Here is a 24,650-nt window from a genome sequence, read left to right on the forward strand (position 1 = left end):
ATTTTTTGGTTGGTTAGTTGGAAGGTCCCGTATCTGATTTATTCAGATCGGGATTTTCTCGTTAATAGATAGGTGTTAATCCAGTGATTTATCTCAGTAGAAATTTTAAGTCGATAAATTAGTACTAAATAAATCAGACCTAATATAACCGACTTCCCTCCTATTGCCAATACCGGATTCCACTTAAAATCCCAAAAGTAAAATCCTACTCCCAATAAGATAAGTACTATTGTTAAATACAATGATTCAGTAGTAAAAGGATGCATTTTAAATTTCTTCTGTACCACATAAATCTTAGAAAGTGCATAAACCACCGAAGCCACAAAGGTTGCTATTGCTGCTCCGCTAATTCCCAAAATGGGTATAAAAATCAGATTGAGTACTACAGCTATCACAACTAAAACAATTCCTAATACTAAAACCAATCGGTAATAATCGCTATTGTATAAAATAGCATTATTGTTACCCATTACGTTATCTATCAATTTAGCCAGCGCAATAAGCAACACCACATATATGCCTTTACTATACGCCGGATCAAGCATCAAGTACAAGGTGTTTATGTTACAAATAATGAGCAGAAAAATGAGTCCGGAAACGGCATAAAGCGTAATGGAGCTTTTTTTATACAAATCCCTAAGTTCAAGATAGCGCTGTGCATTAATATAAGTCGCGGTAAGCGGGTACATAATTTGATGCATAGCTCTTGCGGGCACTGCAATAACAGCGGCAATGTAAATTCCTACGGAATAATAGGCTACGTTTTGAATAGGAATCAATTTTCCTAGCATAAACATATCAATCTCTAAAATCATAACCGCTACAGAACCGGCAATGATGATTAGGATGCTATATTTTAAAATAGACAACCATTCTGCGGGAATTGCAATTCTAAAACGAGGCGCGCGCAATCTAAATGCGTAAAGCATCATCACAAGCATTCGCAGCGCATAAATAACTGCAACACCATACAAGAATCCTTCTGTACTAAACCATTTAAACGCAAAACCTACAAGTAAGAGCATAATGCAAAAGCGATGAAATACTTCATTCATCACATTTCCAAAAACACTTTGTAATTGTGTTTTAGCCCAAGCATAACTGATCTCAAAGTATGCCATTGAAAAGGCGATGATTGCAATCAAATAAGCATAAGGCCGAACAATATCATTTTTTGAAGCTAAAAAATCTACCAGCTCGCCGTAAAAACAACTTACCAAAATCGAAGCCGGAAGGATTATAAGTAAAGGAAGCATAAGCATAAAACTCAAAAAATCATCTTGCTTCCTACCACTGTAAGAAGAGTAAAATTTAATGAGAGTATTCTGAACTCCGAGCGCTACAAATGGCATTGCTAAGGTCGAAGCACTAAGCAAAAATCCCACAAGACCATAATATTCAGCATCAAAAAACTGCACATATAACACCAGCGTATTGAGCGCACCAATACCAAAACCTATATAGGTTGTAACTAGGTTTTTAAAGGATTGCGATGCAACTATTCCCATTACAAGGTGTGGATTAATTCGGCTAGTTTAGCAGTCAATGATTTACGTGTGAACTGCTCTAAATTACCGTTAGTTTGCGAAATACCACCACTTTTATACTCCTCATATTTTGTGAGAATAAATGCTTTTAATCGTTGTTTCTCATGGTATGTAAAATAGATTCCACCATCAGCTTCTTCTAAAATTGAGGTTATATCTGAATTTACAGGACCAATAGCTAATATAGGTCTTCGTGCTGCTAAATATTCAAACAGCTTACCCGGAATAATCGCTTGCGTTTCTATAGAATCAATTTCTAGAAGCAATAAAATTTGTGCGCTACGTTGTTTTATTAAAGCTTCTTGATGCGTGACATACCCCGGAATCATTAGATTATCCTCTAAGCCTTCGGCAATAATAGTTTGTTTCACCGCTTCACCTACTCGGCCAATCAGTTCTATTTTTAAATCCTTGCCAAAAGTTGGTATTTCAGTCTTTAATTCTGAAAGAATTTCCCACAAGATCTTAGGGTTTCGATCTTCTAATAGCGAACCAATATGAGCTAAAGAAAATACAGGATCTAATTCTGGCTGCATTACTTTTTCATCGTCAAAACCATTAGTAATGCAAGTTACCGGAGTATTTGTAGTTTTCTCAAAATCACTCTTTGTTGTGGGACTTGTTACCAAAATTTGAGTGGCTTCATTTAAGATCTGAAACTCGAGATCAGCATGCTTTCGCTGAGCGAATTTAGTTAATCGCAACTTTTTATGATAACCAATACTCGTCCACGGATCTCTAAAGTCGGCGATCCAAGGTAGATTATGAAGTTTCTTAAGATCCCTTCCTACAAGATGCAAGCTGTGCGGCGGACCTGTTGTAATTATGCAATCTACGGGGTGATCCTTTAAATAAGAATTTAAAAACGCAACCGATGGTTTTACCCAAAATTTACGCGCATCAGGAATGAAGAGATTACCACGAATAAACAGCATGAGTTTTTGTACTAGACTCTGTTTGCTCTCCTCTTTTATTATCCCAGAACTGATCTGTTTTGTGTTTTTCTTTGAGAAAAATTGAGCCATTTTATAAGGCTCCCAAATAGGATGTTTGAGAATGCTTACATCCTCCGGAATTTCATCGACTAAACTTTCATCCAGAATGGGATAATCTGGATTTTCTGGAATATAAACTACGGGCTCAACTCCAAATCCCCGCAAGTACTTAACAAATTTTAGCCAGCGCTGTACACCAGGTCCTCCGGCAGGAGGCCAATAATAGCATATGATCAACGCTTTTTTCACAAAAATAATTTAGAAACTTACTGTTACTTACTCCGTTTTAGCGCTATTCAACTTTCGGTAGGTAAAAAAGACGCCACCAAGAATAATCACTAGGAGCAGAATATTACTAGCCAAACTAATCGTACTTCCGGTCTTTACCACTTGAGGTTCAAATTTAAACTCGATGGTATGCTCACCTTCAGGAACCATCATCGCTCGCAAAATATAGTCTGCCTTAAAATAGGTTGAAGGTTCACCATCTATGTAAACATTCCAACCGTCAGGATAATACACCTCACTAAATACAGCCAATTTTGCTTCTTGAGCACTAGATTGGTATTTTAAATAGTTAGGCTGATGTTCCACAAGAGAGATGTTATCTGTACTGTCTTGCGGAAAAATATTCCGTGTTAGTTCATTTGCATAGCGCTCTTGAATCACAGCCGTCTGCAACGTATTTAAACTATCCAGAGCCAAAATTTCTGCATCGGCATCAGGCACAACCTTAACATTTTGTACAAACCAAACATTTCCATTTGCCTGCGGGTTTTGCTGCACTTGCTCAGCGCCCTCTTCATCTTGCGATATTATGTATTTCACGTTAAGCAAATTCAACGGTTGTATGTTGCCTTGATACAAATAAAACTCTGCCAATTCCTGCAAGCGTGCAGGTTTTGCACCGTGATAACCTCCTATTGAATTATGAAAATAACTTGTACGCGCTCCATTTAAACCTATGCGTTGTTCAAAAACACGATACCGCGAAGTGTCTTGCAAAATCTGCTTATCTGCTTCAGAAGCTTGAAAAGGCTGCTCTACCAATCGTGCCGCCATAAAGTTTTCGGTATTCACATAACGGCGATCTACTTGTACCAAATCAAAAACAATCAAAATTGCCATAACTAAAATCACTTGGATTTCAGATACTATTTGTTTGATGTAAAACCAAATTAACCCGGCCGCGATCAGTACTAAAATCAGCGTTTTGAGCGTGTCGTTTACCAGAAGTGATTTTCGGTCTTCTTTAACGGCACTTATAAAATCCATTCCGAAATTCTGAATGTAATATGCGTCATTGCCGCCGGCAAAAGAAAATAGACTTCCGTTGAATAATAGAATGATCAGAGATAGTCCTCCGGTAATTCCCGTAGTCCATTTTAAAGCTTTGAGCTTATCTTCTTTTGCTTCGGTTTTTTGTAAAATTTTATACAAGCCAAACACCGCCAGAACAGGTACACAAAGCTCAGCGATCACCTGTATTGAAGTTACAGCCCTAAACTTATTATAGAGCGGAAAATAGTCAATCCAAAGATCGGTAAACCAAGAAAGGTTACTTCCGAAGCTTAACAACAGCGAGAGTATCGTTCCGCCCAAAAGCCACCATTTAAGGCGTCCTTTTACCATAAAAATTCCTAAAACGAATAAAAATACTACAACAGCCCCGAGATAAGCCGGACCTGAAACTCCAGGTTGACTTCCCCAATAATATAGCCCGAATTGCCCAAAAATAGATTCAACCTGAGCAGGCGGAACTCCTTGTTGCAATAAAAACTGCGTAAAAGCACTGTCTTTATCATAAGGCTCAGAATTTGAACCTCCATAAAGACCCGCGATAAACAGGTCTAAAGTTTCAGAAATCCCGTAGCTGTATTGATTGATGTATTCTTTATCTAAACCACCAACATCAGTTTTAGGTGTTCCATCAGGATTGATGGTCAGATCGCTTTTTCCACGAGTACTAAAAGCGCTATACTCTGAAGTTGCCATCAAACTTGCCGCATTAGTACCTATAGCAAGGACAACAGCCAAAACTAAAACCCCCACACTTTTAAAGAAATGTGGTAATTCATTTTTTCGGAAAGCGTCTATTAAATAAGCTACGCCAAGCACTAGAACCAACAACATCAGGTAATAGGTCATCTGCACGTGATTGGCGACAATTTCTAACGCCATCGCAACCGTAGTGAGAATAAAACCCCAGATATACTTTTTTCTAAACGTAAGAAGGATTCCACTTAAAACCAGCGGCATATAGGCGATCGCGTGAGCTTTTGCATTATGGCCAACTCCTAAGATAATAATGAGATAACTAGAAAACCCAAAGGCTAAGGCACCCAGACCGGCATATTTCCAATCGAGTTTAAGCACAAGAAGCAGCACGTAAAAACCTACAAAATAGAGAAATAAATAGTCTGCGGGTCGTGGCAAAAACCTGATCCTAAGATCTAAACTTTTGATCCAGTTAAATGGATATTTAGCTCCCAATTGATACGTAGGCATTCCGCCAAAAGCTGCATCCGTCCAGTACGGTTCTTCGCCGGTAGCGGCTCTAAAATCCATTTGTTCCTTAGCCATCCCGCGGTATTGCTGAATGTCACTCTGAAACATCTTTTTCCCGGAGAGCACGGGACTAAAATAAAGTAATGCAGTAATTATAAATATCAAAACCACAACAAGGTGTGGCGCGATCTTTTTAAAGGAAAATGTCATATAAGTTAGCTATACTAAAGCGTGGAAATTAGTCAATTTCTTCATAATCGATATATTCTCCCACAGTTTTATTTGAAGTCTGATCGCGATGCGGAACACGGTCTATAACCGTCTCTCCTTCTTTTTTAGCTGCAGGTTCTTTATAGCCGGGACCTTGGGCCATATTCTGAAAACGCTCCCCTACCTTTTTGGCCAAGTAACGCATAATATAAGGAGATAAAAATCTAAAAAGGATTCGCAATCCAAAGAAGATTAATAAGATGATAAGCAATGTTTGAATAAACTTCATCAGCACAATATTTGCGACAAAATTAACCATTACCACACGTTTTCACCTTAAAAAAAGAATAAAACCTAGCCTGTTGGGTTGTATGTTAACTTTAGGCTATCTCTTATTTTTACACTATGTTTGTCAGATTGCAGGTCAAAAAAATTCTTAGTTCCAGTTTTATGAAATTCAGTGCTATGCCGAATAAATTGATTTTTAGTTTATCGCTGTTGTTGTGCGCATTTGCTCAACAAGCTAAAGCTCAATACACTGAAACCCTAAACTCAAACAGGCCGGGACAATCTCAAGGAGCCTTTGCCGTGGGCCGCGGCGTTTTTCAGGCAGAATTAGGAGCGACAATGGGTAAAGAATCACATAATTTACTCTACACAGAAACTGACAATATCGGGGCGGAATTTCAGTTGAGATACGGTGCCATTCGTGAGCAGTTAGAATTTAACTTCAGCGGAACTTATTTATATGAAGATATTGTTCCTACAGCCGGTGCTGCAGAACCATACAGCCATAGTGGTTTTCCCATTATTACGCTAGGAGCAAAATATCTGCTGTACGATCCTTATAAAAATTACGAAGAAAAAATTAATCTGTACAGTTACCACGCCAATCGTGCATTTAAGTGGCGTACACTAATTCCCGCAGTTTCTATTTACTCAGCCGCAAATTATGTGTACGAAGACGATAACCCATTTTTACCTAGCAGTCAGGCGGGTTTTACTCCAAAGGTCGTTGCGATCACACAACACAACTGGGGCCGTTGGGTTTGGGTCAATAACTTTATTTATGATCAATTTTTAACTGATTTTCCTACTAAAGCCTGGATCACCACAATGACGCATTCGTTCAATTCTAAAATTGCAGCTTTTGCAGAGTTTCAGGTGATTATGAGCGACATTTATGCTGATGACCTATTTCGCTTTGGCGGTGCTTACTTGATCACTAAAGATCTTCAGGTAGATGTAAGTGCACTCATCAATTTTAAAGAGACTCCTAAACGCCAGCAATTGGGATTAGGATTGTCTTACCGATTGGATTTTCATAGCCACGATGAATTGCTTCCGCAGAAATAAAAAATACGGTTACCTTTACAAGCTATATTATTAGAGTAGAATGATTACAATAAAAGAAATGAAAACAAAACAGGAACTGACAAAATTTGTCAAGTTTCCGTTTTCACTTTATGATAAGAACAGTAACTGGGTTCCTCCGTTAGTCAATGACGAGCTTGAAAGTATGGATCCTGAAAAGAATCCTGTTTTTAAAAATGCCGAGGCCCGCTTCTTTTTAGCTTATAAAAACAACAAACCGGTTGGTAGGATCGCAGCGATCATCAATCATATTGAGATCAATGAACAAGGTAAACCTAAAATGCGTTTTGGGTGGTTTGACGCCATTGATGACCTTGAAGTAACTAAAGCACTCATTGCTCAAGTAGAAGAAATTGGGCGCGCTAATAACTTAAATTGGATTGAAGGTCCGGTAGGTTTTAGCAATATGGAAAAGGCCGGAATGCTCATCGAAGGTTTTGAATACCTCAATACGATGATCACTTGGTATAACTACCCATACTACAAAGAACATTTTGAAAAACTGAATTTTGAGAAAGCTTCTGAATGGGTTGAATATAAGATCCAAATCCCTGAAAAATCTCCCGAAAAGGTTGAAAAATTTGCGCGAATCATTGTAGAGCGTTACAACCTTAAGTTGATTCACTTTAAAAATAGCAAAGAGATTCTGCCTTATGTAGATGATATGTTTGGGCTGCTCAATAAGACCTACAACGATCTGAGTACTTTTGTACCTATTCAACAATATCAGATCGATCATTATAAAGATAAGTACATCAAATACATCAATCCTCATTACATTAAATGTATTGAGAATGCTGAAGGTAAACTCATTGCCTTTGCGATCACGATGCCTTCATTTAGTAAAGCATTAAAAAAAGCTAACGGTAGTCTGTGGCCTTTTGGCTTTATTCATCTGTTACGCGCAAGAAATAATAACGATACGGCTGCCTTTTATTTAATTGGCATCGATCCCGAATATCAAGGTAAAGGGGTTACCGCAGCGATTTTTCAAACAATGCAAGATCTGTTTACTGCTAACGGTATTACTGAAGTGGAGACCAATCCTGAACTTGAAGAGAACAAAGCAATTCAGCAGCTTTGGAAAAAGTACGATCATCAACTGCATAAACGAAGAAGGACCTATAAACGTGATTTATAGGCCCTAAACTCTTTTAGATTATAGCTGTGCTATATTATTATTCGGTAAGAATAAAACTTACCTGAATTTTTGAAGTTATCGTTAATTCGCCAGGTGCTAAAGTACGTTGCGTGCTATCTGCCGATTCTGCCATTGCCATTTTGTACATTGGCTGTGGTTGAGGAACGCTTGTTCCTAATTCTGCGATCGTAATCGCTTTGCCAATTCCTTGTCCTAATACTTGCGCATATTCCTGTGCTTTAGCTTTAGCGTTAGCGATAGCTTTCTTGCGCGCTTCGGCTTCATAAACTTCCATTTTTGAAGAAGAAAATTCTACACCGTTGATGGTATTGATGCCCGAAGATAAAAGTCCTGCCATTATTTTATCGTAGTTAGAAAGATCTTTCAGTTTTACAGAAATAGTCTGACTCGCGCGATAATTATAGGTTTTGGTATTGTAATCGTAGTTTTTGTTCAGATTTACATATTCGGTCTGCACTTGATTCTGCGGAATATTCATCTTCAGTAAATAATCTAAAACCTTATCAACGCTGGTGTCATTTTCAGCCTTGACTGTTTTTGCGTCTTTTCCTTCGGTTTGAACTCCCATACGTATGGTAACTTCATCGGGTACTGCTACTACTTCCCCTTCTCCTGTTACGTTTACTGTTGGTTGAATAGCTTGTGCGCTTGCCATAGTGGTCATTGCGGTAATTGCTAGAATTAAAATAGATTTCATAATAGTTGTTTTTTATTTACCTCAATAAAAGCAAGTCCTGTGCCATTAAAGCCGACCTGTCTTGTTGAGTATAAATAAAATTACAATAGGAATCGCTAATAAACCTACCATCAAGGTATTAACCTGAAACAAAGCAGGCACCATTAACAAAGTAATAACATAACCACCAACTGCGCCACCAAAATGGGCATCGTGACCAATATTGTCATTATTAGCCCGCATCCCATAAATTGAGTACAATAAATAGCCAATCCCAAAAATATACGCCGGAATAGGTACAGGAATAAAAAACATATACAGACTCATATCTGGGTAAAGCAAGATCGCAGCATACAAAATTCCTGACACGGCGCCACTGGCTCCCACCGCAGTGTAATGATATTCATCTTTATGAAAATAATAGGAAAGTAAATTTCCCAGGATCAAACTGCCGAGATAAATAACCACAAATCCCCAATTGCCTAAAAACGAAATAACTATAGGCGCAAAGAAATAGAGCGTAAGCATATTAAAAAATAAATGCGACGTGCTCACGTGCAGAAAACCTGAAGATAATACACGTATCTGCTCGCCTCTACGCACCGCCCCCGTATTAAACTTATATTTTTTAAAAAAGGAATAATCGTTAAAACCTTTAATTGAGATCAACACATTGACACCAATTACAATGGCAGTAATTATACTTAAATCGCCCATAAAAGCTCAAATTTTGGATTCAAATATACCTATATTTGTGCACTAACTGCCGTTTCATGTGATGCCGTTTATAGGTAGAAATAAACTATAACTCGGAATGTTGTTGAGACGCTTGTAAGAAGTAAATTTTAATTTCTAAAACAGGTTAGAGATCCTAGACGCTTAGTAGAAACCTAAAAAGAACTTTATAGATTCAGAATTTTTACGCGCAGTTACCCATAAAAACAAAACGCACATGCAACGCCTTCTTTTTTGGCTGGTTTATCCTCTATTGTGGATTATCTCTAAACTCCCGTTCTGGCTATTTTATAAAGTTTCTGATGTTATTTTTTTCATCTTATACTACGCGGTAGGTTACCGAAAGAAAACGGTACGTTTCAATCTCAAAACGGCATTCCCTGAAAAATCAGATGCTGAACGTAAAAGCATCGAAAAGAAGTTCTATAGACATATGTGTGATATGTTTTTAGAAATGATCAAATCGATCTCTATCTCTGCCGATGAACTCAAAGAGCGCTTTCAATTTGATGACTTGAGTATCGTTGAGAAATTAGTTAAGGAGCAACGCAGCTCCTTAATTATGATGGGGCATTATGCCAGTTACGAATGGCTTACGGCGTTGCAATTCTATTTTGATCACAGTGGCTACGGAATTTACAAACGAATTAAAAACCCGTATTTTGATAAGCTAATTCACGAGATTAGAGAAAAATGGAATTCTAAGCTGTTAGCGAATAAAGAAGCTACTTTCATTATCAGAAAACAACAACGCGCCGGAAAAATGGCTACGTATGCGTTTATTGCAGATCAATCACCCAAAACCCGAAAAAACTATCACTGCACCGATTTTCTAGGAAAGAACGTGCCCTTTTTCACCGGAGTGGAGCGCCTGGCAAAATCTGAAGATATGCCAGTTATCTATCTCGCGGTAGACAAAATAAAAAGAGGCTATTATAAAGCCTCTTTTAAAGTTATTACCGAAGATCCCACCACGCTACCGGATTATCAAATTACCGATGAATTTGCAGCATTGCTAGAAGCGCAAATCAAAGCAAATCCGGAATATTATTTATGGACACATAAGCGGTTTAAACACGCCCTTTAGGTTTAAATACCCGCTATCGATTTAATTTCGCTGATCATTGTATCTGCAACTTGATCTGCTTCGGTTTGGGTTTGTGCTTCCGTATAGATACGAATGATAGGTTCTGTATTTGATTTTCTAAGATGTACCCAATAATTTTCAAAATCAATTTTCACTCCGTCTATGGTATTTACATCTTCATTTTGATAACGCTGCGCAATTTCCTTTAAAATAGCATCCACATCTAAGGTCGGCGTTAATTCAATTTTCTTTTTACTCATAAAATACGCCGGGTAACTCGCGCGTAATTCACTTACTTTAATTTTCTTTTTCGCCAAATGGGTTAAAAATAAAGCAACACCCACAAGCGCATCGCGGCCATAATGAGACTCCGGATAGATTATTCCACCGTTACCTTCTCCTCCAATTACAGCATTAACCTCTTTCATTTTAGTCACCACATTCACTTCCCCTACAGCTGCAGCGTGATAGGTTCCTCCGTGTTTTTGAGTGATGTCTCTTAAGGCTCTTGACGAACTCAAATTAGAAACCGTATCTCCGGGATTTTCACTCAATACATAATCTGCACAAGCTACTAGAGTGTATTCTTCGCCAAACATTTCGCCAGTCTCATCAATAAACGCAAGTCGATCTACATCAGGATCAACCACGATTCCTAAATCGGCATTTTCTTCCGGAACCAACTTACAAATGTCAGTGAGATGCTCTTTTAAGGGTTCAGGATTATGCGGAAAGTTTCCGGTAGGCTCACAATATAATTTTTCAACATAAACCCCTAAACGTTCTAGAAGCATTGGGATTGCAATACCTCCGGTAGAATTTACACCGTCAACCACAATCTTAAAATTAGCAGCTTTGATTGCATCTTCATCTACCAAATCCAGATCCAAGACCTCGTCAATATGAATGTCGATATAGGCATCATTTTTATGAATTGCACCCAAAGCATCAACTTCAGCAAAAGTTACCGCAGAATCTTCGGCAAGTTTTAAGATCTCTGCACCGGCTTCAGCATTGAGAAATTCACCATTTTTATCCAGAAGTTTTAATGCGTTCCACTGTTTAGGATTGTGAGATGCGGTTAGGATTATCCCGCCATCAGCGTGCTCTAATTGCACCGCGAGTTCTACCGTTGGTGTGGTAGAAAGATCAAGATCTACCACGTCAATCCCCAAACCTACTAAGGTTTGCATAACCAACTGCTGCAACATCTCTCCGCTCAGGCGCGCATCTCGACCTACCACGACTTTATACGTGTCTTTATTGCGTTGCTTTTTTATATAAGTGCCGTAAGCAGCTGCAAATTTCACCGCGTCTATAGGGGTTAAATTCTCTTCAGGCTTTCCTCCAATGGTACCACGTATTCCTGATATTGATTTTATTAGGGTCATAAATAAAGTATTCTGATTTTATTGAGCTTATTTTCAAAAACTGAAAATTATAATGCTCGTAGTTTTAAAATTTCTGGTCTGACAAATATAGCCATTAGAGGCGCTTCTGTATCTTCAGAATTTGTAATTTAAGCCTGTGAATTTTTTAGCGCACATATACCTGTCTGGCAACGATACGCTTATTAAGCTGGGTAATTTTATGGCTGATGGCATAAAAGGTAAACAATACAAAAACTACCGGCCTCAATTGCAAAAAGGAATTTTACTACACCGCAGTATTGATAGTTTTACAGACTCACATCCTATTGTAAAACAAAGTACAAAAAGACTGCATCCTAAATACAGTCATTATAGTGGGGTTATTGTAGATATTCTTTACGACCATTTTTTGGCAAAAAACTGGAAAAAATATAATAAGATCCCTTTACCTCAATATGTTGAAGATTTTTATGATTTGCTTGATGAGCATTATGATATTCTTACGCCCTCTATTCAGCGTATGGTACCGCATATGATCGCAGACAACTGGCTGTTGAGTTATGCTGAAATTAGCGGTATTGCGACGGTGCTTTACAATATGAATAGACGCACTAAAAACATAAGTGGAATGGATCGCGCAGTCGAAGATCTGCAGTTACATTATCACGACTTTGAAAACGAATTCACACTATTTTTTGAAGAACTTCGGGCATTTTGCTCCAACCGAATCAAAGAACTTGACATTCAATTTAGATTAAAAAACACCTGACCTTATGCAACAAAAAAACGTCTTGAAGCTCCCATTTTGTTTCCAATTTTTAGTGCTGAGCTTTTTCTTGATTTTAGCAGCCTGTAAAACAGAAACTCCAAAACCCCGCAGCATTGAGCGTGGGAAAATCGCAGATAGTATCATGGTGGTTTCTGCACGCGAAGAAGCATCTAGAATTGGAGCTCAAATTTTACAAAAGGGAGGAAATGCCTTTGACGCGTTGATTGCTGTTGATATGGCACTTAATGTGGCTTATCCGTTTGCAGGAAGTTTAGGCGGTGGCGGATTTATGGTCTACCGCAAAGCTGATGGTGAAGTAGGCAGTATTGACTATCGCGAGAAGGCTCCTATGGCAGCAACGCACGATATGTATCTTGATAAAGAAGGTAACGCAATAGATTCCTTAAGTCGGCAGGGACCTTTGGCGGTAGGCGTTCCCGGAAGCATCGCCGGTATGTTTGCCATTCACGAGAAATTGGGTTCAATGCCCATGGCAGAAATCCTTCAACCTGTGATCGAGTTGGCTGAAAAGGGTTATCAAATTACCGAGAATCAACTGGCGCGCTTTCAAAATTATGCTTCGGTTTTTGACCAAGTGAACGGCAAAGAAACACTGTATTCTATTGGATTTCGCGAAAGTGATTCCATAAAAATTAAAGCTGGTGATCGCATTAAAAATCCGCAATTAGCTTCAACGTTGAAACGGATTGCCGTTAATGGAAAACAGGAATTTTATGAGGGGGAAACCGCAAAAAAATTAGTTGATTTTATACAGAAACACGGCGGGATCATCAGCCTTGATGATTTAAAAAATTATGAAGCGGTATGGCGAGAACCCATCATTTCAAATTATAAAAATCTTCGGGTGATCGGGATGCCTCCACCATCAAGTGGCGGAGTCTGTTTAGCCGAAATATTAAAAATGATCGAACCTTATGATTTAAAATCTTTCGGTCATAATTCAGTAAAAAGCATTCAAGTTATTACCGAAGCAGAACGCCGAGCGTATGCTGATCGTAGTTTCTTTTTAGGTGATCCTGATTTTAATGAGATTCCTATTGACTCGCTTACAAGTGAGGCGTATGCCACGCGACGTATGCAATCTTTTGATTTTGACAAAGCAACGCCTTCTGCTGAAGTAAAGCACGGGGCGATCTCAGGATACGAGTCTATGGAAACCACACATTTTTCCCTCATTGATCAATATGGTAATGCAGTAGCCCTTACCACTACCCTAAATGGCGCTTACGGCTCAAAATTATATGCAGATGAATTGGGCTTCTTTTTAAATAATGAGATGGATGACTTTAGCGTAAAGCCCGGCGTGCCGAATATGTTCGGACTTATAGGCGCTGAAGCGAACAAGATTGAGCCTCAAAAACGAATGTTGAGTTCTATGACTCCTACTATTGTAGAAAAAGAGGGGCAACTCTGGATGACTGTAGGTACCCCTGGAGGATCAACCATCATTACTTCGGTGCTGCAGACCATTCTCAATGTAGCGGTTTTTGACTACGGAATGCAAGAAGCGGTAGATGCGCCACGCTTTCATCACCAATGGCTTCCTGATGTTGTTACTTTTGAGCCTGATGCTTTTGGTAAAGAGCTTTTAGACACCTTAAGTAAAAAGGGGTATGAAATACGTCAGGAGAATAGTGTGATTCTGGGTAAAGTAGATGGAGTTCTTGTTCTTCCTGATGGAAAGTTAGAAGGTGGTGCGGATCGCAGAGGCGATGATACCGCAGTTGGTTTTTAAAGCATTATACACTAATCAATGCATAATGCAAATTATAACGTTTTTAGTGTATATTTTAAATTATAATCAAAATAGATTATATTTGGCATTATATACTAAAATCTATAATTTTAAATGAAAGCTGTTCTTACAGGAGATATCGTAAATTCCAGAGCTTTTATGGGCTGGCAAGATGCTCTCATTGAAGTGTTAAATAGGTATGGTTCAAGCCCAAAGACCTGGGAAATCTTCCGTGGTGATAGTTTTCAATTGATTGTGGATGCAGCTTTGGCTTTAGAAGCCGCAATTCATATAAAGTCTGTAATAAAATCTAATGCAGCTATAGATGTACGTATCGCGATAGGCTTAGGTGAATGCTCTTATGATGCAGATCAAATTACCTTGGCAAACGGCAGTGCTTTTATACATTCGGGTACAGCTTTTGACGCTATTAAGAATAGAACGCTAGTGCTTCAATCAGCCAACGAGCAACTGGATGAAACGCTAAATCTTATGCTGTCGTTAGCAAGTCTTACGATGAATCAATGGCCACCGGTTACCGCGCAGATCGTTAAAGCGCGTCTCGAAGAACCTCAGCTCAATCAAACCGAATTGAGCCAGAAGCTTGATAAAGCTCAGAGTGCTATAAGTAAAGCGCTTTCCCGTGCAGGTTATGACGAGATTCATTCAATGCTACAGTATTACACTAAAAAAATTGAGACCTTATGATCGTTCTTGCGCTAAAATTGGTTCTGGCTCATATCTTAGGAGATTTTGTGCTTCAGCCGTCTAAGTGGGTAAAGCATAAAATGAAACACGGTTGGAAATCAAAATACTTACTAGCGCACGTAGGTGTTCATCTGATTGCTTTATTGATTTTACTCCAGTTTGACACCGCTTACTTTTTAGGCATTACAACTATCATTCTTACGCACTACGCCATTGATGCGCTTAAAATAAAGTTTACAACAAAAAAGAACAGCCGCAAGCTATTTGTCGCAGACCAGATCGCACACCTTATGGTGCTCAATCTCGTACTTTATTATTATACGCCATACCGCATTGATTTCACTGAAATCCTAACGTCACAATCTCTGTTGCTCGTCACCTTACTATTTTTTGTGACCTATGTTGCCGGAATTCTTATGCGTGTTGCGCTTCAGCCGTGGCAAGATGCTATTGAGCCTGCTTCAAAAAAAGAAAATGCAAAAAGCACCTCGCTCGCGGGAGCCGGAAAGATTATAGGGATTCTTGAACGCTTGTTTGTGTTCACCTTTATTTTACTCAACACCTGGTCTGCCATTGGATTTCTCATCACGGCCAAATCAGTATTCAGGTTTGGTGATTTAACCGAAGGCAAAAACCGAAGACTCACCGAATATGTCCTTATAGGCACCCTATTAAGTTTTGGGATCGCAATAGGTTGCGGCTTAATGTTTAGATACTTAAGCGCATTAGACACATTTAACGCCTAAACACCTTCTTTGCGTAACACTTCTAGTGGCGAACTTTTAATCACACTGCGACTGTTGCTCAATCCAATGGCTAAAACAAGCGCTGTAATTCCTGGTAATAGAACCAAAAATGGAATTGCCGATGGAATAAATGCCGTATCAAACGCAAAATAAGCGAGTAACAAACTGCTCAATAGCGACAGCAAAATACCAGACAGCGTTCCCAAAAGTCCTAAGTACAAATATTCTAGACCTTGAATGCGCAATATTTGCTTGCTCTTTGCTCCCATCGTGCGCAGCAATACACTTTCCCGAATCCGTTGAAATTTACTCGTACGCACAGCACCTAGCAAAACAATGATCCCAATTAGAATACTGAAAAACGCCATAAAGTTGATGATGTAACTTATTTTGGTAAGCAACTCTTCAACAACGCTAAGCACCTGCCGTAGATCAAGAATCGAAATATTAGGGAATGCTTTTACTAATTTCTGTTGAATGGCTGCTGAAGCTTTTGCATCAGGAACCTGTGTGGTGATCACACCAAACTGTGGCGCACGCTCCAACACTCCTGCCGGAAATACGATTGAAAAATTCAACTGCATTCTACTCCAATCTACGGTGCGTATACTTCCTATTTCGGTTTCTAAGAGTCGGCCTTGTACATTAAAGGTCACGCGGTCTCCTACTCCAACTTTTGCATCTTCAGCAAAATTGTCACTTACAGATATTGGAACAACCTCAGCTTCTTCGGTAAAGGTTCCTGTAAATGTTCCGACTTGTAAAACTTCCGAAGCGATTAAAGAATTCCTATAGGTCGTTCTGAATTCGTGGTTTAAGATCCATCGATTTATGTGTACGGTCGTGTCTTTTTTTAAGTCGGCATTATCACGACCGTTAATGCTTTGCACGCGCATCGTCACAATTGGAATCTGATCTAGCGGCGGCAATTCATTCGAAGTAAGTGTTTGTGCAACTTCAGTCATTTGATCATTTTGAACGTCGAGCAAGATCATATTGGCTTGATTGGCTTCACTATCTAAATTGGCCTGAGCGAGCAGAATATCTTTAGTAAAGTAAAGCGTACTTATCAAAAACGAACCAACGCCTATCGCGAGAATCAACACCACCGTTTGATTCTGAGGCCGGAACAAATTACGTAAGCTTTGCCGCGAGGTAAAGCTCCAACTTTCGGGAAAATACTTCCGAAGTAAACGCATGAATGCACGGGCGATTCCACCTAGAATACTAAAAACAACGAGAATTCCGCCTAAGAATGATGCGGCATACTTCCAATCTTCCAACAGCCAAAACGCAAATAAAAACACAAAGGTGAGTATCGCCAATGAGACTGCTATCGCCGTTTTTGACGACTGCTGATTGTCTGAAGCACTTACCCGTAAAGTTTGTAAAGGAGAAACCTGCAGCGTACTCAACAACGGGTAGAGCGCAAATAAAACCGACATAAAAGCGCCGATGAAGATTCCTAAAAAGATAACCGGCCAAGATAATTTAAGTGCGACATCTACCGGTAATAATCCTTCTAAAAGAATAGGAAATAACTGCTGCAACAACAAACCGGCAATGGTTCCTAGAATTCCACCTACGAGTCCTAAAACACCAATCTGGATCAAATAAATAAGAAATGCCTGCTTACGGCTTGCTCCCAAACACTTTAAAATAGCGACCGATTTGAGTTTGTCTTTGATATAAATCGTAGTCGCACTTGCAATGCCCACGCATCCTAAAAGTAAGGCGATAAAACCTACTAAATTCAAGAACTTCCCAAAGTTTTCGTAGCGTCGGCCAAGACGCTCACTGGTAGATGTATGGGTGTCGAGATCAGCATCTGCCTCATCCAGCCGATTATCAATCGCTTGATCAAGAAGTTCCATATCTTGATCAGGTGCTTCAAAATAAAACTCATAATCAATTCGGCTTCCCAACTGAACCAAACCGGTTTTTTCTATAAATGGGTACGGAATGACCACTGGTGGAGCGATTGCGCTAAAAACGGCGTTGCTTCCGGGAAGCGCTTCAACACCACCTAAAACAGGCAGTTTCACTTCACCTATTTTGATCGTATCTCCAACCTTTACATTTAGTTGAAGCATCACTGTAGCATCGAGCAAGGCACCTTGCTTCTCTTGAAAATCTTCAGCAGCCGATTCTGGTTGCGTCTCCAACTTTCCGTAGAATGGAAATCCGTTGCTAATCCCCCGCACTTGTAGTAATTTGGTCGCTTGATTTTTTGGAAACAGCGCCATCGAGGAAAACGAAATTTCTTCAGCATCTGCCCCTCCTAAAGAATCTACAATAGCTTGTGCTTCTTCGGTTAGTGGATGATCGCTGTCGATTTTAAAATCGGCGCCCATCAAGGCTTTTGACTGCAAGGAAATGTTATCCTTTAAAGTTTCTCCAAAAGATTGAATGGACACAATCGCTGCAACTCCCAAAATGATCGAAACCATAAAGAGGCTCAACTTCCCGGCACTTGCTTTAAAGTCGCGCCACGCCATTTTTCTCAACCAGCCTAAGCGCAAAGAACTTTTCAAACCGCTCATACGCTTGCTTTTGTAAGGTTTGCTATTCGGCCTCCTTTAATGGTGAGAATATTCTGCGTTTTCTGAGCGAGTTCCATATCGTGTGTAACCAAGACTAATGTTGTCCCCAATTCTTTATTCAACTCAAAAAGCAAATCAACAACAGTTTCACCGGTTTCAGCATCCAGATTTCCCGTGGGTTCGTCTGCGAACAAAATTTTAGGATCGTTGGCAAAAGCACGTGCAAGCGCTACCCGCTGCTGCTCTCCACCAGAAAGTTGCGATGCGTAATGATTTCCGCGATCTCCAAGACCAACTTTAGTGAGTAATTCGGCTGCTCTTTTCATTGCGTGCTTGGCACCTTGTAACTCTAAAGGAACCGCCACATTCTCAAGTGCGGTAAGCGTAGGTAATAATTGAAAATCCTGAAAAACAAAACCAACATCTTTATTGCGCAATAAGGCACGTTCATCTTCGGTAAGACTACTGAGCTCGACACCATTTAAAGTCACTGTTCCAGAATCTGGTTTATCAAGACCGGCACATAAACCAAGTAAGGTGGTTTTACCACTTCCCGACGGACCAACGATAGAAAAGGTTTCTTTTTCTGTTATACTAAAGTTAATATCATCAAGTACTTTGAGCGTTTTTGAGCCACTGGTATAGCTTTTTGCTAAATTTGAGATTTCTAATATAAATGCCATAAATGGGTATTGCTTGGAAGAATAGTTTTGGACGCTTTTTTAGTCCGAAGCTTACGTGAAAACCTCACGCGCGCCAATAAATGTTTAAAATAATCAATTACCTTTTAAATCTACCCTCTTGAAAAATAGAATTCCCTTTTATCTCCTTTTTGTTTTCTTGATCCTTGCTGCTTGTAAAGATGCTAACACCACTAATGTTGAAGAAAATGAATCACAAAATACTTCTGAAACTACTGATGCAGAAGATCAAAATGCTACTTCAAACAGCATTTTATTCTTTGGCGACAGCCTGACTGCCGGTTACGGCCTGGAAGATCCAGACAATGCATTTCCCGGTTTGATTCAGGAAAAATTAGACAGTCTCGGACTTGACTATAATGTGATCAACGCCGGTTTAAGTGGCGAAACTACCGCCGGAGGTAAAAACAGATTAGAATGGGTACTTGAACCTGATGTAGCTATTTTTGTATTAGAATTGGGAGCTAATGATGGTTTACGAGGCGTTTCGGTGGCAGAAACACGTGAAAATCTGCAATGGATGATTGACAAAGTAAAAACGGAAGCGCCGCAGGCGAAAATCGTTCTTGCGGGGATGCAGCTTCCGCCAAATTTGGGCACCGAATACACCACCGATTTTAAAAATATGTTTCCACAGTTAGCTGAAGAAAATAATATTGCTTTTATTCCTTTCCTATTACAAAACGTAGGAGGTATCGCAAGCTTAAACCAAAACGATGGTATTCATCCTACCGAAGAAGGGCATAAACTGGTAGCTGCCAATGTATGGCCTGTTTTAAGACCACTTGTTCAAGAGTAAACAATGGCGCAAAAAGAAACCAACCTGGAGCAGCTCTACGATTACCTCAATGATGAAGAAGATGCGAGGAGTTGCAAGGCGATCGATGAAGAATCTTGTAGAGAAACGCCAAAAAATTATTTCCTCATTCTCATAAGTAATATGCTCACCTCTCTGGGGGACACCTTGAGCAATCCTAAAACGGTACTCACGTGGATTATGAGTTATGTGAATGCTCCTGTGATGCTCATCAGTTTTATTGTTCCCATTCGAGAATCAGGGTCGATGTTGCCCCAATTGTTTATTGCTCATTACATAAGAAAACGTGCCGTACGCAAATACGTTTGGGTCTTAGGTTCGTTTCTACAATTTCTAGCTATTGCCGGTATCGGGTTGGTCGCCTTATCTTTTGAAGGAATTATTGCCGGTTGGTTGATAATCGGATGCCTAATTGCGTTTAGTCTTGCTCGCGGCTTGTGCTCCATTGCTTTTAAAGACGTTTTGGGAAAAACAATTCCGAAGAAAAAACGCGGAAAATTAAAAGGTTACACCTCATCGGTAAGCGGAATCTTGGTCTTAGCAGCCGGTCTATTTATTCTTTACCGATCTAAAGATGATGTGGGTATCGAATTTTACAGCTACCTCATATTCTTTGCTTCAGCATTATGGCTGATTGCTGCGTTGATCTATGCGAACATTAAAGAATTTCCCGGTGCTACCGAAGGAGGTAAAAACGGTCTAAAAGAAGCTTGGAATCGTCTGAGTTTACTCAAAGAAGACAAACCTTTTAGAAATTTTATTATCACTCGTTCTCTACTCCTTTGCTCTGCCTTAACTGCTCCTTATTACATTTTACTAGCACAGCGCTATGTAGGTAAAGAAGCCTATTTATTGGGTTTGTTCATTATTGCAAATGGAGTCGCTTCCATCATTAGTGCGCCGGTTTGGGGTAAAATGGCAGATAAATCCAGTAAAAAAGTAATGACTTATGCTGCGATGCTTACTGCAGGTTTAGGACTCATTGTAGTTGGATTAATTCAATTTATCCCAAGTTTACGCGATCAGGTTTGGTTGTATCCTTTGGCGCTTTTCGTCTTAGGAATTGCCCATCAAGGAGTGCGCCTGGGACGTAAGACCTACATTGTAGATATGGCAGAAGGCAACCGCCGTACCGATTATGTTGCAGTAAGCAACACGCTCATCGGCATCATACTACTAATAACTGGAGGTTTGAGTGCTCTTGCTTCGCTGATCTCTGTTGAAGGCGTAATTGTTTTACTTTCAGTTTTAGGCATTATTGGTGCCTTCAAGGGTTCTACCCTACCCGATGTAGAATAAACGTTTTGAAACATTCATTTTCTAAGCAGCAAAAAAAAAAAACGCCACGTTTTAAGTGGCGCTCTTTCCATTGCTGGATATTGTTATATCGGCTGCATCCTGGATGCCCTTAGATATTAAAGATTACTTCTTTTTAGAAGCAGTCTTCACCGGCTTAACAGCAGCAGGTTTTGTAGCCTGTTTAGCTGGAGCAGCCTTTTTAGATGACTTGTTTTGTGCCATTGTTTGACTCATTTTATAGTACTAATGTATGCCGAAATTTGATATGTTTTACAAAGTGTTCGGTGGATTTTAGTTAAATTTATAGTTAATATTTCGGTGCTTTTTTGAAGCGCTTTTTAACCAATAAAATATGAGCAATCCCAGTAAAATAGAGGCTTATTTTGAAACGGAACATCCTTTTAAAGATGCTATTTTAACATTAAGAACCATAGTTGAGCAAACAGAACTTGTTGAAACCTTTAAATGGAGTGCTCCTGTGTACACCATAGACGGCAAAAACGTCGCAGGGATCGGAAAATTTAAACATCATTTTGGGGTTTGGTTTTTTAACGGCTCGCTTATAAAAGATAAATATGGGCGGCTGCACAATGCACAGGAAGGTAAAACCAAAGCCTTGCGCCAGCTGCGCTACACCGATGCTTCAGAAATTAAAGAAGACGAACTTTTATACTACCTCAACGAGGCGATTAGCAATCAGAAAAAAGGATTAGAATTAAAATCCGCGAAGCCGGTAAAAAAAGTGGTTTTACCTACAGAACTCACTCAGGCGTTCTCAGAAGATAAAAACTTAGAAAAGGCTTTTAAAGCACTCACTCCGGGAAGACAAAAAGAATACGCCGAGCATATTGCTTCTGCCAAACAAGAAAAAACCAGACGATCCAGACTCGAAAAAGCCACACCACTTATTCTTGACGGCAAAGGCTTACACGATAAATATAAAAATTGCTAAGATGTCGGCTAACAAAACACAACCTACAGAAGCTTCGGTATTGGATTATATCAATGCAGTGCAACACGAGCAACGCAAGAAAGATGCATTAGAACTTTATGCCATTTTCAACGAACTTCTCCCTGAACCGGCAGTGCTATGGGGCGATAGCTTGATCGGCTATGGATTGTATCATTATAAATATGATAGCGGCCGCGAAGGTGATTTTTTTCTTACGGGATTTTCACCGCGTAAACAAAATCTTTCAATTTATATTATGCCGGGTTTTAAGCGCTATACAGAATTGCTTGAACAACTGGGCAAGCACAAAACCGGGGCTTCGTGCCTTTACATCAACAAACTCGCAGACATTGATCTTGAGATTCTAAAAAAACTGATTACCGAATCTGTGGCTTATATGCGTGAGAAATATAAAGCTTAAAACTTATCTCTTTACAACGCCAATAAAGCTATTATTTGCACGTTGACCTAACTACAACTACATAATTTAACTATGCGATTATCTCTTTCTATTCTTGTTGCCAGTATCATTTTAGCTAGCTGTGGTTCGGTGAAGAAAGAAAACATTGAGTATTTAGATACAGCGTATAAAGCTTCTGCAGAAGCTCCTGAGCTTAATATTTTTCAGCCTAAAGATTCCCTGGTAGCTCACGATGTGCTGATTTTTGTTCACGGTGGAAACTGGAACAGCGGGAATAAAAACACCTACTCTGTATTAGGGCGCAACTTTGCAGGCAAAGATTACCTAACCGTCATTCCCGGTTACTCGCTGAGTCCTTATGCTAATTACGATCAGATGACTCAAGAGATAGCCAAAGCTATTAAGTGGACGCACGAGAATGCCAAAGCATATGGCGGCGACCCTAACCGAATCTTTTTAATGGGGCATTCCGCAGGCGGTCATCTGGCTGCGCTAGCGGCTATGAATCCAAAATATTTAGAAAATACAGATTATATAAAAGGAATTATTCTCGACGATGCAGCCGGACTCGATATGTATTCCTATTTGCAAGAAAATCCTCCTGGTGATGATGAGTATTACAATGTGACTTGGACGACCAATCCCGATGAATGGAAAAACGCTTCGCCGTATTATTTTTTAGATGAAAATACGCCGCCTATTTTAACCTTGTTAGGAACTAAAACCATTCCGTCACTTTACTATTATAATGATTTGTTTCATAAGAAGCTTCTCGAGTTTCAGCCCGAAGCACAACTGCTGATTATGAATAAAAATCATACCGCGATGGTGACACAATTCTTCAATCCGTTGAGTAAGTATTTTAAGGAGATTCAAAATTTCACTTCAAGTATTGAGTAAACTACCTCAGGCAAGCCTTTGGCAGCGCCAATAAAAAAAAGGGACAGTAAAACTGTCCCTTTTTTGTTAATCTTCTTCTGCGATGATCTTGTTCTGTTTAAAAGGCCGTACGATGAGTCGGGCTGCTTTGTCGTAGTTGAGATAACTGTAAGTCCAGTTGAAAAAGGTCACTACCCTATTTCTAAAGCCCACGAGAAACCAAAGGTGTATGAACATCCAAATAAACCATGCCAGAAATCCACCAAAGTGAATTTTACCCATATCGACCACGGCTTTGTTTCTACCTATGGTCGCCATTGAGCCTTTATCAAAATACTTAAAGGGCTCTAACTCCTCTTTACGCAGCATCTTTTTAAAATTCTTCGCCAGGTTTTTACCCTGCTGAATAGCGGGCTGTGCCAATTGCGGATGACCTTTTGGGAAATCTTCGGTTTCCATTAAAGCAATATCTCCAATGGCATATATATTTTGAAAACCAGCGACATGGTTGTACCGGTCTACTTTATAGCGATTCAGTTTTGGTAATAAAGCAGTTTCTTCAAAACCTTTGATAGAAGCACCGGTCACACCTGCAGACCAAATAAAAGTTGCGGTGTCTAGCACTAGATCTCCTTTTGTAGTCACACGGTTATTCTCATAATTGCCTACAAAAGTTTCTAAGTGAATGGTCACGCCCATTTCCTCTAAAAACTTCTGCGCTTTTTCTGAAGATTGCTTGCTAAAAGGCGGTAACACGCGATCTGCACCTTCAATCAGGTGAATTTCAATCTCGCTGGTATCCATATCAGGATAATCGGCTTGGAGGACATTCGAGCGAAGTTCGGCAAAGGCACCACTCAGCTCAACACCAGTTGGGCCGGCTCCAGCGATTACAAAACGTAAAAGTTCTTTTCGTTTCACCGGATCTTCGGTTCTGTTGGCCTTCTCTAAATTTTCAAACATCAGACTTCGAATGTTTAAAGCCTGCGGAAGGCTTTTCATCCAGATCGCATTTTCTTCAATAGTTTTATTTCCGAAGAAATTAGTGCGCGTACCTGTAGCAATCACCAGATGATCATAGTGCAAGTCGCCAATATCAGTACGCACTTTTTGCAGTTGAGTATCTATACGATGCACTTCAGCCAACCTGAAATGCATATTTTTTTGCTTCCTGATGATTTTCCTGAGTGGGTATGCTATAGATTCTGGCTCGAGCCCAGAAGTAGATACTTGATACAATAAAGGCTGAAAGGTGTGGAAATTTCGCTTGTCGAGTAAAACTACTTGATAATCTGTTTTTTTAAGTTTTTTGATCAGGTTCATACCTCCAAACCCCCCACCAATAATAACGATGCGCGGTTGGTTAGTTTCAGGAATATTCATGGTAGTTAATTT

23 protein-coding genes are annotated in these 24,650 nt (G+C 39.6%); 13 read left to right on the plus strand and 10 right to left on the minus strand.

Going from position 1 to position 24,650, the window contains the following annotated elements; translation table 11 throughout:
- Positions 1-38 precede the first annotated feature (38 nt).
- From HCN54_RS07465 to HCN54_RS07480, 4 genes are read right to left on the minus strand one after another with little or no spacing between them, the layout of a single operon-like run.
- Positions 39-1,508: a lipopolysaccharide biosynthesis protein gene (locus tag HCN54_RS07465; protein ID WP_167597203.1), complete on the minus strand. Its 1,470-nt coding sequence runs from the start codon at positions 1,506-1,508 to the stop codon at positions 39-41.
- The gene (locus HCN54_RS07470; RefSeq protein ID WP_240924960.1) at positions 1,508-2,791 is read right to left on the minus strand and encodes a glycosyl transferase family 1; all 1,284 of its coding nucleotides are present in this window, start codon (positions 2,789-2,791) and stop codon (positions 1,508-1,510) included. The genes HCN54_RS07465 and HCN54_RS07470 overlap by 1 nt, the downstream gene beginning before the upstream one ends.
- A gap of 27 nt (positions 2,792-2,818) precedes the next feature.
- Entirely contained in the window at positions 2,819-5,260 is a 2,442-nt protein-coding gene (locus tag HCN54_RS07475; protein WP_167597204.1) for a YfhO family protein, read from the minus strand.
- 28 nt (positions 5,261-5,288) lie between these two features.
- Complete coding sequence (locus tag HCN54_RS07480) at positions 5,289-5,549, minus strand: DUF4834 family protein (RefSeq protein ID WP_072980406.1); 261 nt, start codon at positions 5,547-5,549, stop codon at positions 5,289-5,291.
- 176 nt (positions 5,550-5,725) lie between these two features.
- Here HCN54_RS07480 and HCN54_RS07485 point away from each other — a divergent pair, with 176 nt between their 5' ends.
- Together HCN54_RS07485 and HCN54_RS07490 are read left to right on the plus strand one after the other, a co-directional pair.
- On the plus strand, positions 5,726-6,616 hold the full coding sequence (locus tag HCN54_RS07485) for a transporter (protein ID WP_167597205.1): 891 nt from the start codon (positions 5,726-5,728) through the stop codon (positions 6,614-6,616).
- A 40-nt stretch (positions 6,617-6,656) separates the two neighbouring features.
- Positions 6,657-7,775, plus strand: a complete 1,119-nt coding sequence (locus tag HCN54_RS07490; RefSeq protein ID WP_072979148.1) for a GNAT family N-acetyltransferase — start codon at positions 6,657-6,659, stop codon at positions 7,773-7,775.
- 37 nt (positions 7,776-7,812) lie between these two features.
- On the opposite strand, the gene HCN54_RS07495 is transcribed toward HCN54_RS07490, so the two are convergent.
- The gene (locus HCN54_RS07495) at positions 7,813-8,493 is read right to left on the minus strand and encodes an SIMPL domain-containing protein (RefSeq protein ID WP_167597206.1); all 681 of its coding nucleotides are present in this window, start codon (positions 8,491-8,493) and stop codon (positions 7,813-7,815) included.
- 45 nt (positions 8,494-8,538) lie between these two features.
- Positions 8,539-9,189 (minus strand): rhomboid family intramembrane serine protease, encoded by a 651-nt coding sequence (locus HCN54_RS07500; RefSeq protein ID WP_167597207.1) that lies wholly within the window; start codon positions 9,187-9,189, stop codon positions 8,539-8,541.
- A 235-nt stretch (positions 9,190-9,424) separates the two neighbouring features.
- On the opposite strand from HCN54_RS07500, the gene HCN54_RS07505 reads away from it, so the two are divergent.
- Positions 9,425-10,294 carry a lysophospholipid acyltransferase family protein gene (locus HCN54_RS07505; protein ID WP_167597208.1) on the plus strand — a complete coding sequence of 290 codons (870 nt, stop codon included), beginning with the start codon at positions 9,425-9,427 and terminating at the stop codon, positions 10,292-10,294.
- A 2-nt stretch (positions 10,295-10,296) separates the two neighbouring features.
- On the opposite strand, the gene glmM is transcribed toward HCN54_RS07505, so the two are convergent.
- Positions 10,297-11,685, minus strand: coding sequence for a phosphoglucosamine mutase (gene glmM, locus HCN54_RS07510; protein ID WP_167597209.1), 1,389 nt, complete (start codon positions 11,683-11,685; stop codon positions 10,297-10,299).
- A gap of 136 nt (positions 11,686-11,821) precedes the next feature.
- On the opposite strand from glmM, the gene HCN54_RS07515 reads away from it, so the two are divergent.
- The 4 genes from HCN54_RS07515 (at position 11,822) to HCN54_RS07530 (ending at position 15,643) form a co-directional block, all read left to right on the plus strand.
- Positions 11,822-12,433: an ACP phosphodiesterase gene (locus HCN54_RS07515; protein WP_167597210.1), complete on the plus strand. Its 612-nt coding sequence runs from the start codon at positions 11,822-11,824 to the stop codon at positions 12,431-12,433.
- A gap of 4 nt (positions 12,434-12,437) precedes the next feature.
- Positions 12,438-14,189 carry a gamma-glutamyltransferase gene (gene ggt, locus HCN54_RS07520; RefSeq protein ID WP_167597211.1) on the plus strand — a complete coding sequence of 584 codons (1,752 nt, stop codon included), beginning with the start codon at positions 12,438-12,440 and terminating at the stop codon, positions 14,187-14,189.
- Positions 14,190-14,303: 114 nt separating this feature from the next.
- Complete coding sequence (locus HCN54_RS07525; RefSeq protein ID WP_167597212.1) at positions 14,304-14,897, plus strand: SatD family protein; 594 nt, start codon at positions 14,304-14,306, stop codon at positions 14,895-14,897.
- On the plus strand, positions 14,894-15,643 hold the full coding sequence (locus tag HCN54_RS07530; protein ID WP_167597213.1) for a DUF3307 domain-containing protein: 750 nt from the start codon (positions 14,894-14,896) through the stop codon (positions 15,641-15,643). Before HCN54_RS07525 ends, HCN54_RS07530 begins: the two co-directional genes overlap by 4 nt.
- Here the strand turns inward: HCN54_RS07530 and HCN54_RS07535 are convergent.
- Both HCN54_RS07535 and HCN54_RS07540 read right to left on the minus strand, forming a co-directional pair.
- A complete protein-coding gene (locus HCN54_RS07535; RefSeq protein WP_205881705.1) occupies positions 15,640-18,186 on the minus strand; it encodes an ABC transporter permease in 2,547 nt (848 codons plus the stop codon). The genes HCN54_RS07530 and HCN54_RS07535 overlap by 4 nt on opposite strands.
- Positions 18,183-18,869 (minus strand): ABC transporter ATP-binding protein, encoded by a 687-nt coding sequence (locus tag HCN54_RS07540; protein WP_167597214.1) that lies wholly within the window; start codon positions 18,867-18,869, stop codon positions 18,183-18,185. The genes HCN54_RS07535 and HCN54_RS07540 overlap by 4 nt, the downstream gene beginning before the upstream one ends.
- Before the next feature lie 118 nt (positions 18,870-18,987).
- On the opposite strand from HCN54_RS07540, the gene HCN54_RS07545 reads away from it, so the two are divergent.
- The 6 genes from HCN54_RS07545 to HCN54_RS07570 all read left to right on the plus strand — a co-directional run bounded on the left by HCN54_RS07545 (position 18,988) and on the right by HCN54_RS07570 (position 23,276).
- A complete protein-coding gene (locus HCN54_RS07545; RefSeq protein WP_167597215.1) occupies positions 18,988-19,686 on the plus strand; it encodes an arylesterase in 699 nt (232 codons plus the stop codon).
- A gap of 3 nt (positions 19,687-19,689) precedes the next feature.
- Entirely contained in the window at positions 19,690-21,003 is a 1,314-nt protein-coding gene (locus HCN54_RS07550) for an MFS transporter (RefSeq protein ID WP_167597216.1), read from the plus strand.
- 55 nt (positions 21,004-21,058) lie between these two features.
- Positions 21,059-21,232: a hypothetical protein gene (locus HCN54_RS07555; protein WP_167597217.1), complete on the plus strand. Its 174-nt coding sequence runs from the start codon at positions 21,059-21,061 to the stop codon at positions 21,230-21,232.
- 123 nt (positions 21,233-21,355) lie between these two features.
- Positions 21,356-21,955, plus strand: a complete 600-nt coding sequence (locus tag HCN54_RS07560; protein WP_167597218.1) for a YdeI/OmpD-associated family protein — start codon at positions 21,356-21,358, stop codon at positions 21,953-21,955.
- 1 nt (position 21,956) lies between these two features.
- Positions 21,957-22,376, plus strand: a complete 420-nt coding sequence (locus tag HCN54_RS07565; protein ID WP_167597219.1) for a DUF1801 domain-containing protein — start codon at positions 21,957-21,959, stop codon at positions 22,374-22,376.
- Positions 22,377-22,448: 72 nt separating this feature from the next.
- Positions 22,449-23,276 (plus strand): alpha/beta hydrolase, encoded by an 828-nt coding sequence (locus HCN54_RS07570; RefSeq protein WP_167597220.1) that lies wholly within the window; start codon positions 22,449-22,451, stop codon positions 23,274-23,276.
- A gap of 66 nt (positions 23,277-23,342) precedes the next feature.
- On the opposite strand, the gene HCN54_RS07575 is transcribed toward HCN54_RS07570, so the two are convergent.
- Entirely contained in the window at positions 23,343-24,638 is a 1,296-nt protein-coding gene (locus HCN54_RS07575) for an NAD(P)/FAD-dependent oxidoreductase (RefSeq protein WP_167597221.1), read from the minus strand.
- Between the last annotated feature and the right edge of the window lie 12 nt (positions 24,639-24,650).

Origin of the sequence: Leeuwenhoekiella sp. ZYFB001 (assembly GCF_011784865.1) — a bacterium.
Classification (GTDB): Bacteria; Bacteroidota; Bacteroidia; order Flavobacteriales; family Flavobacteriaceae; genus Leeuwenhoekiella; species Leeuwenhoekiella palythoae.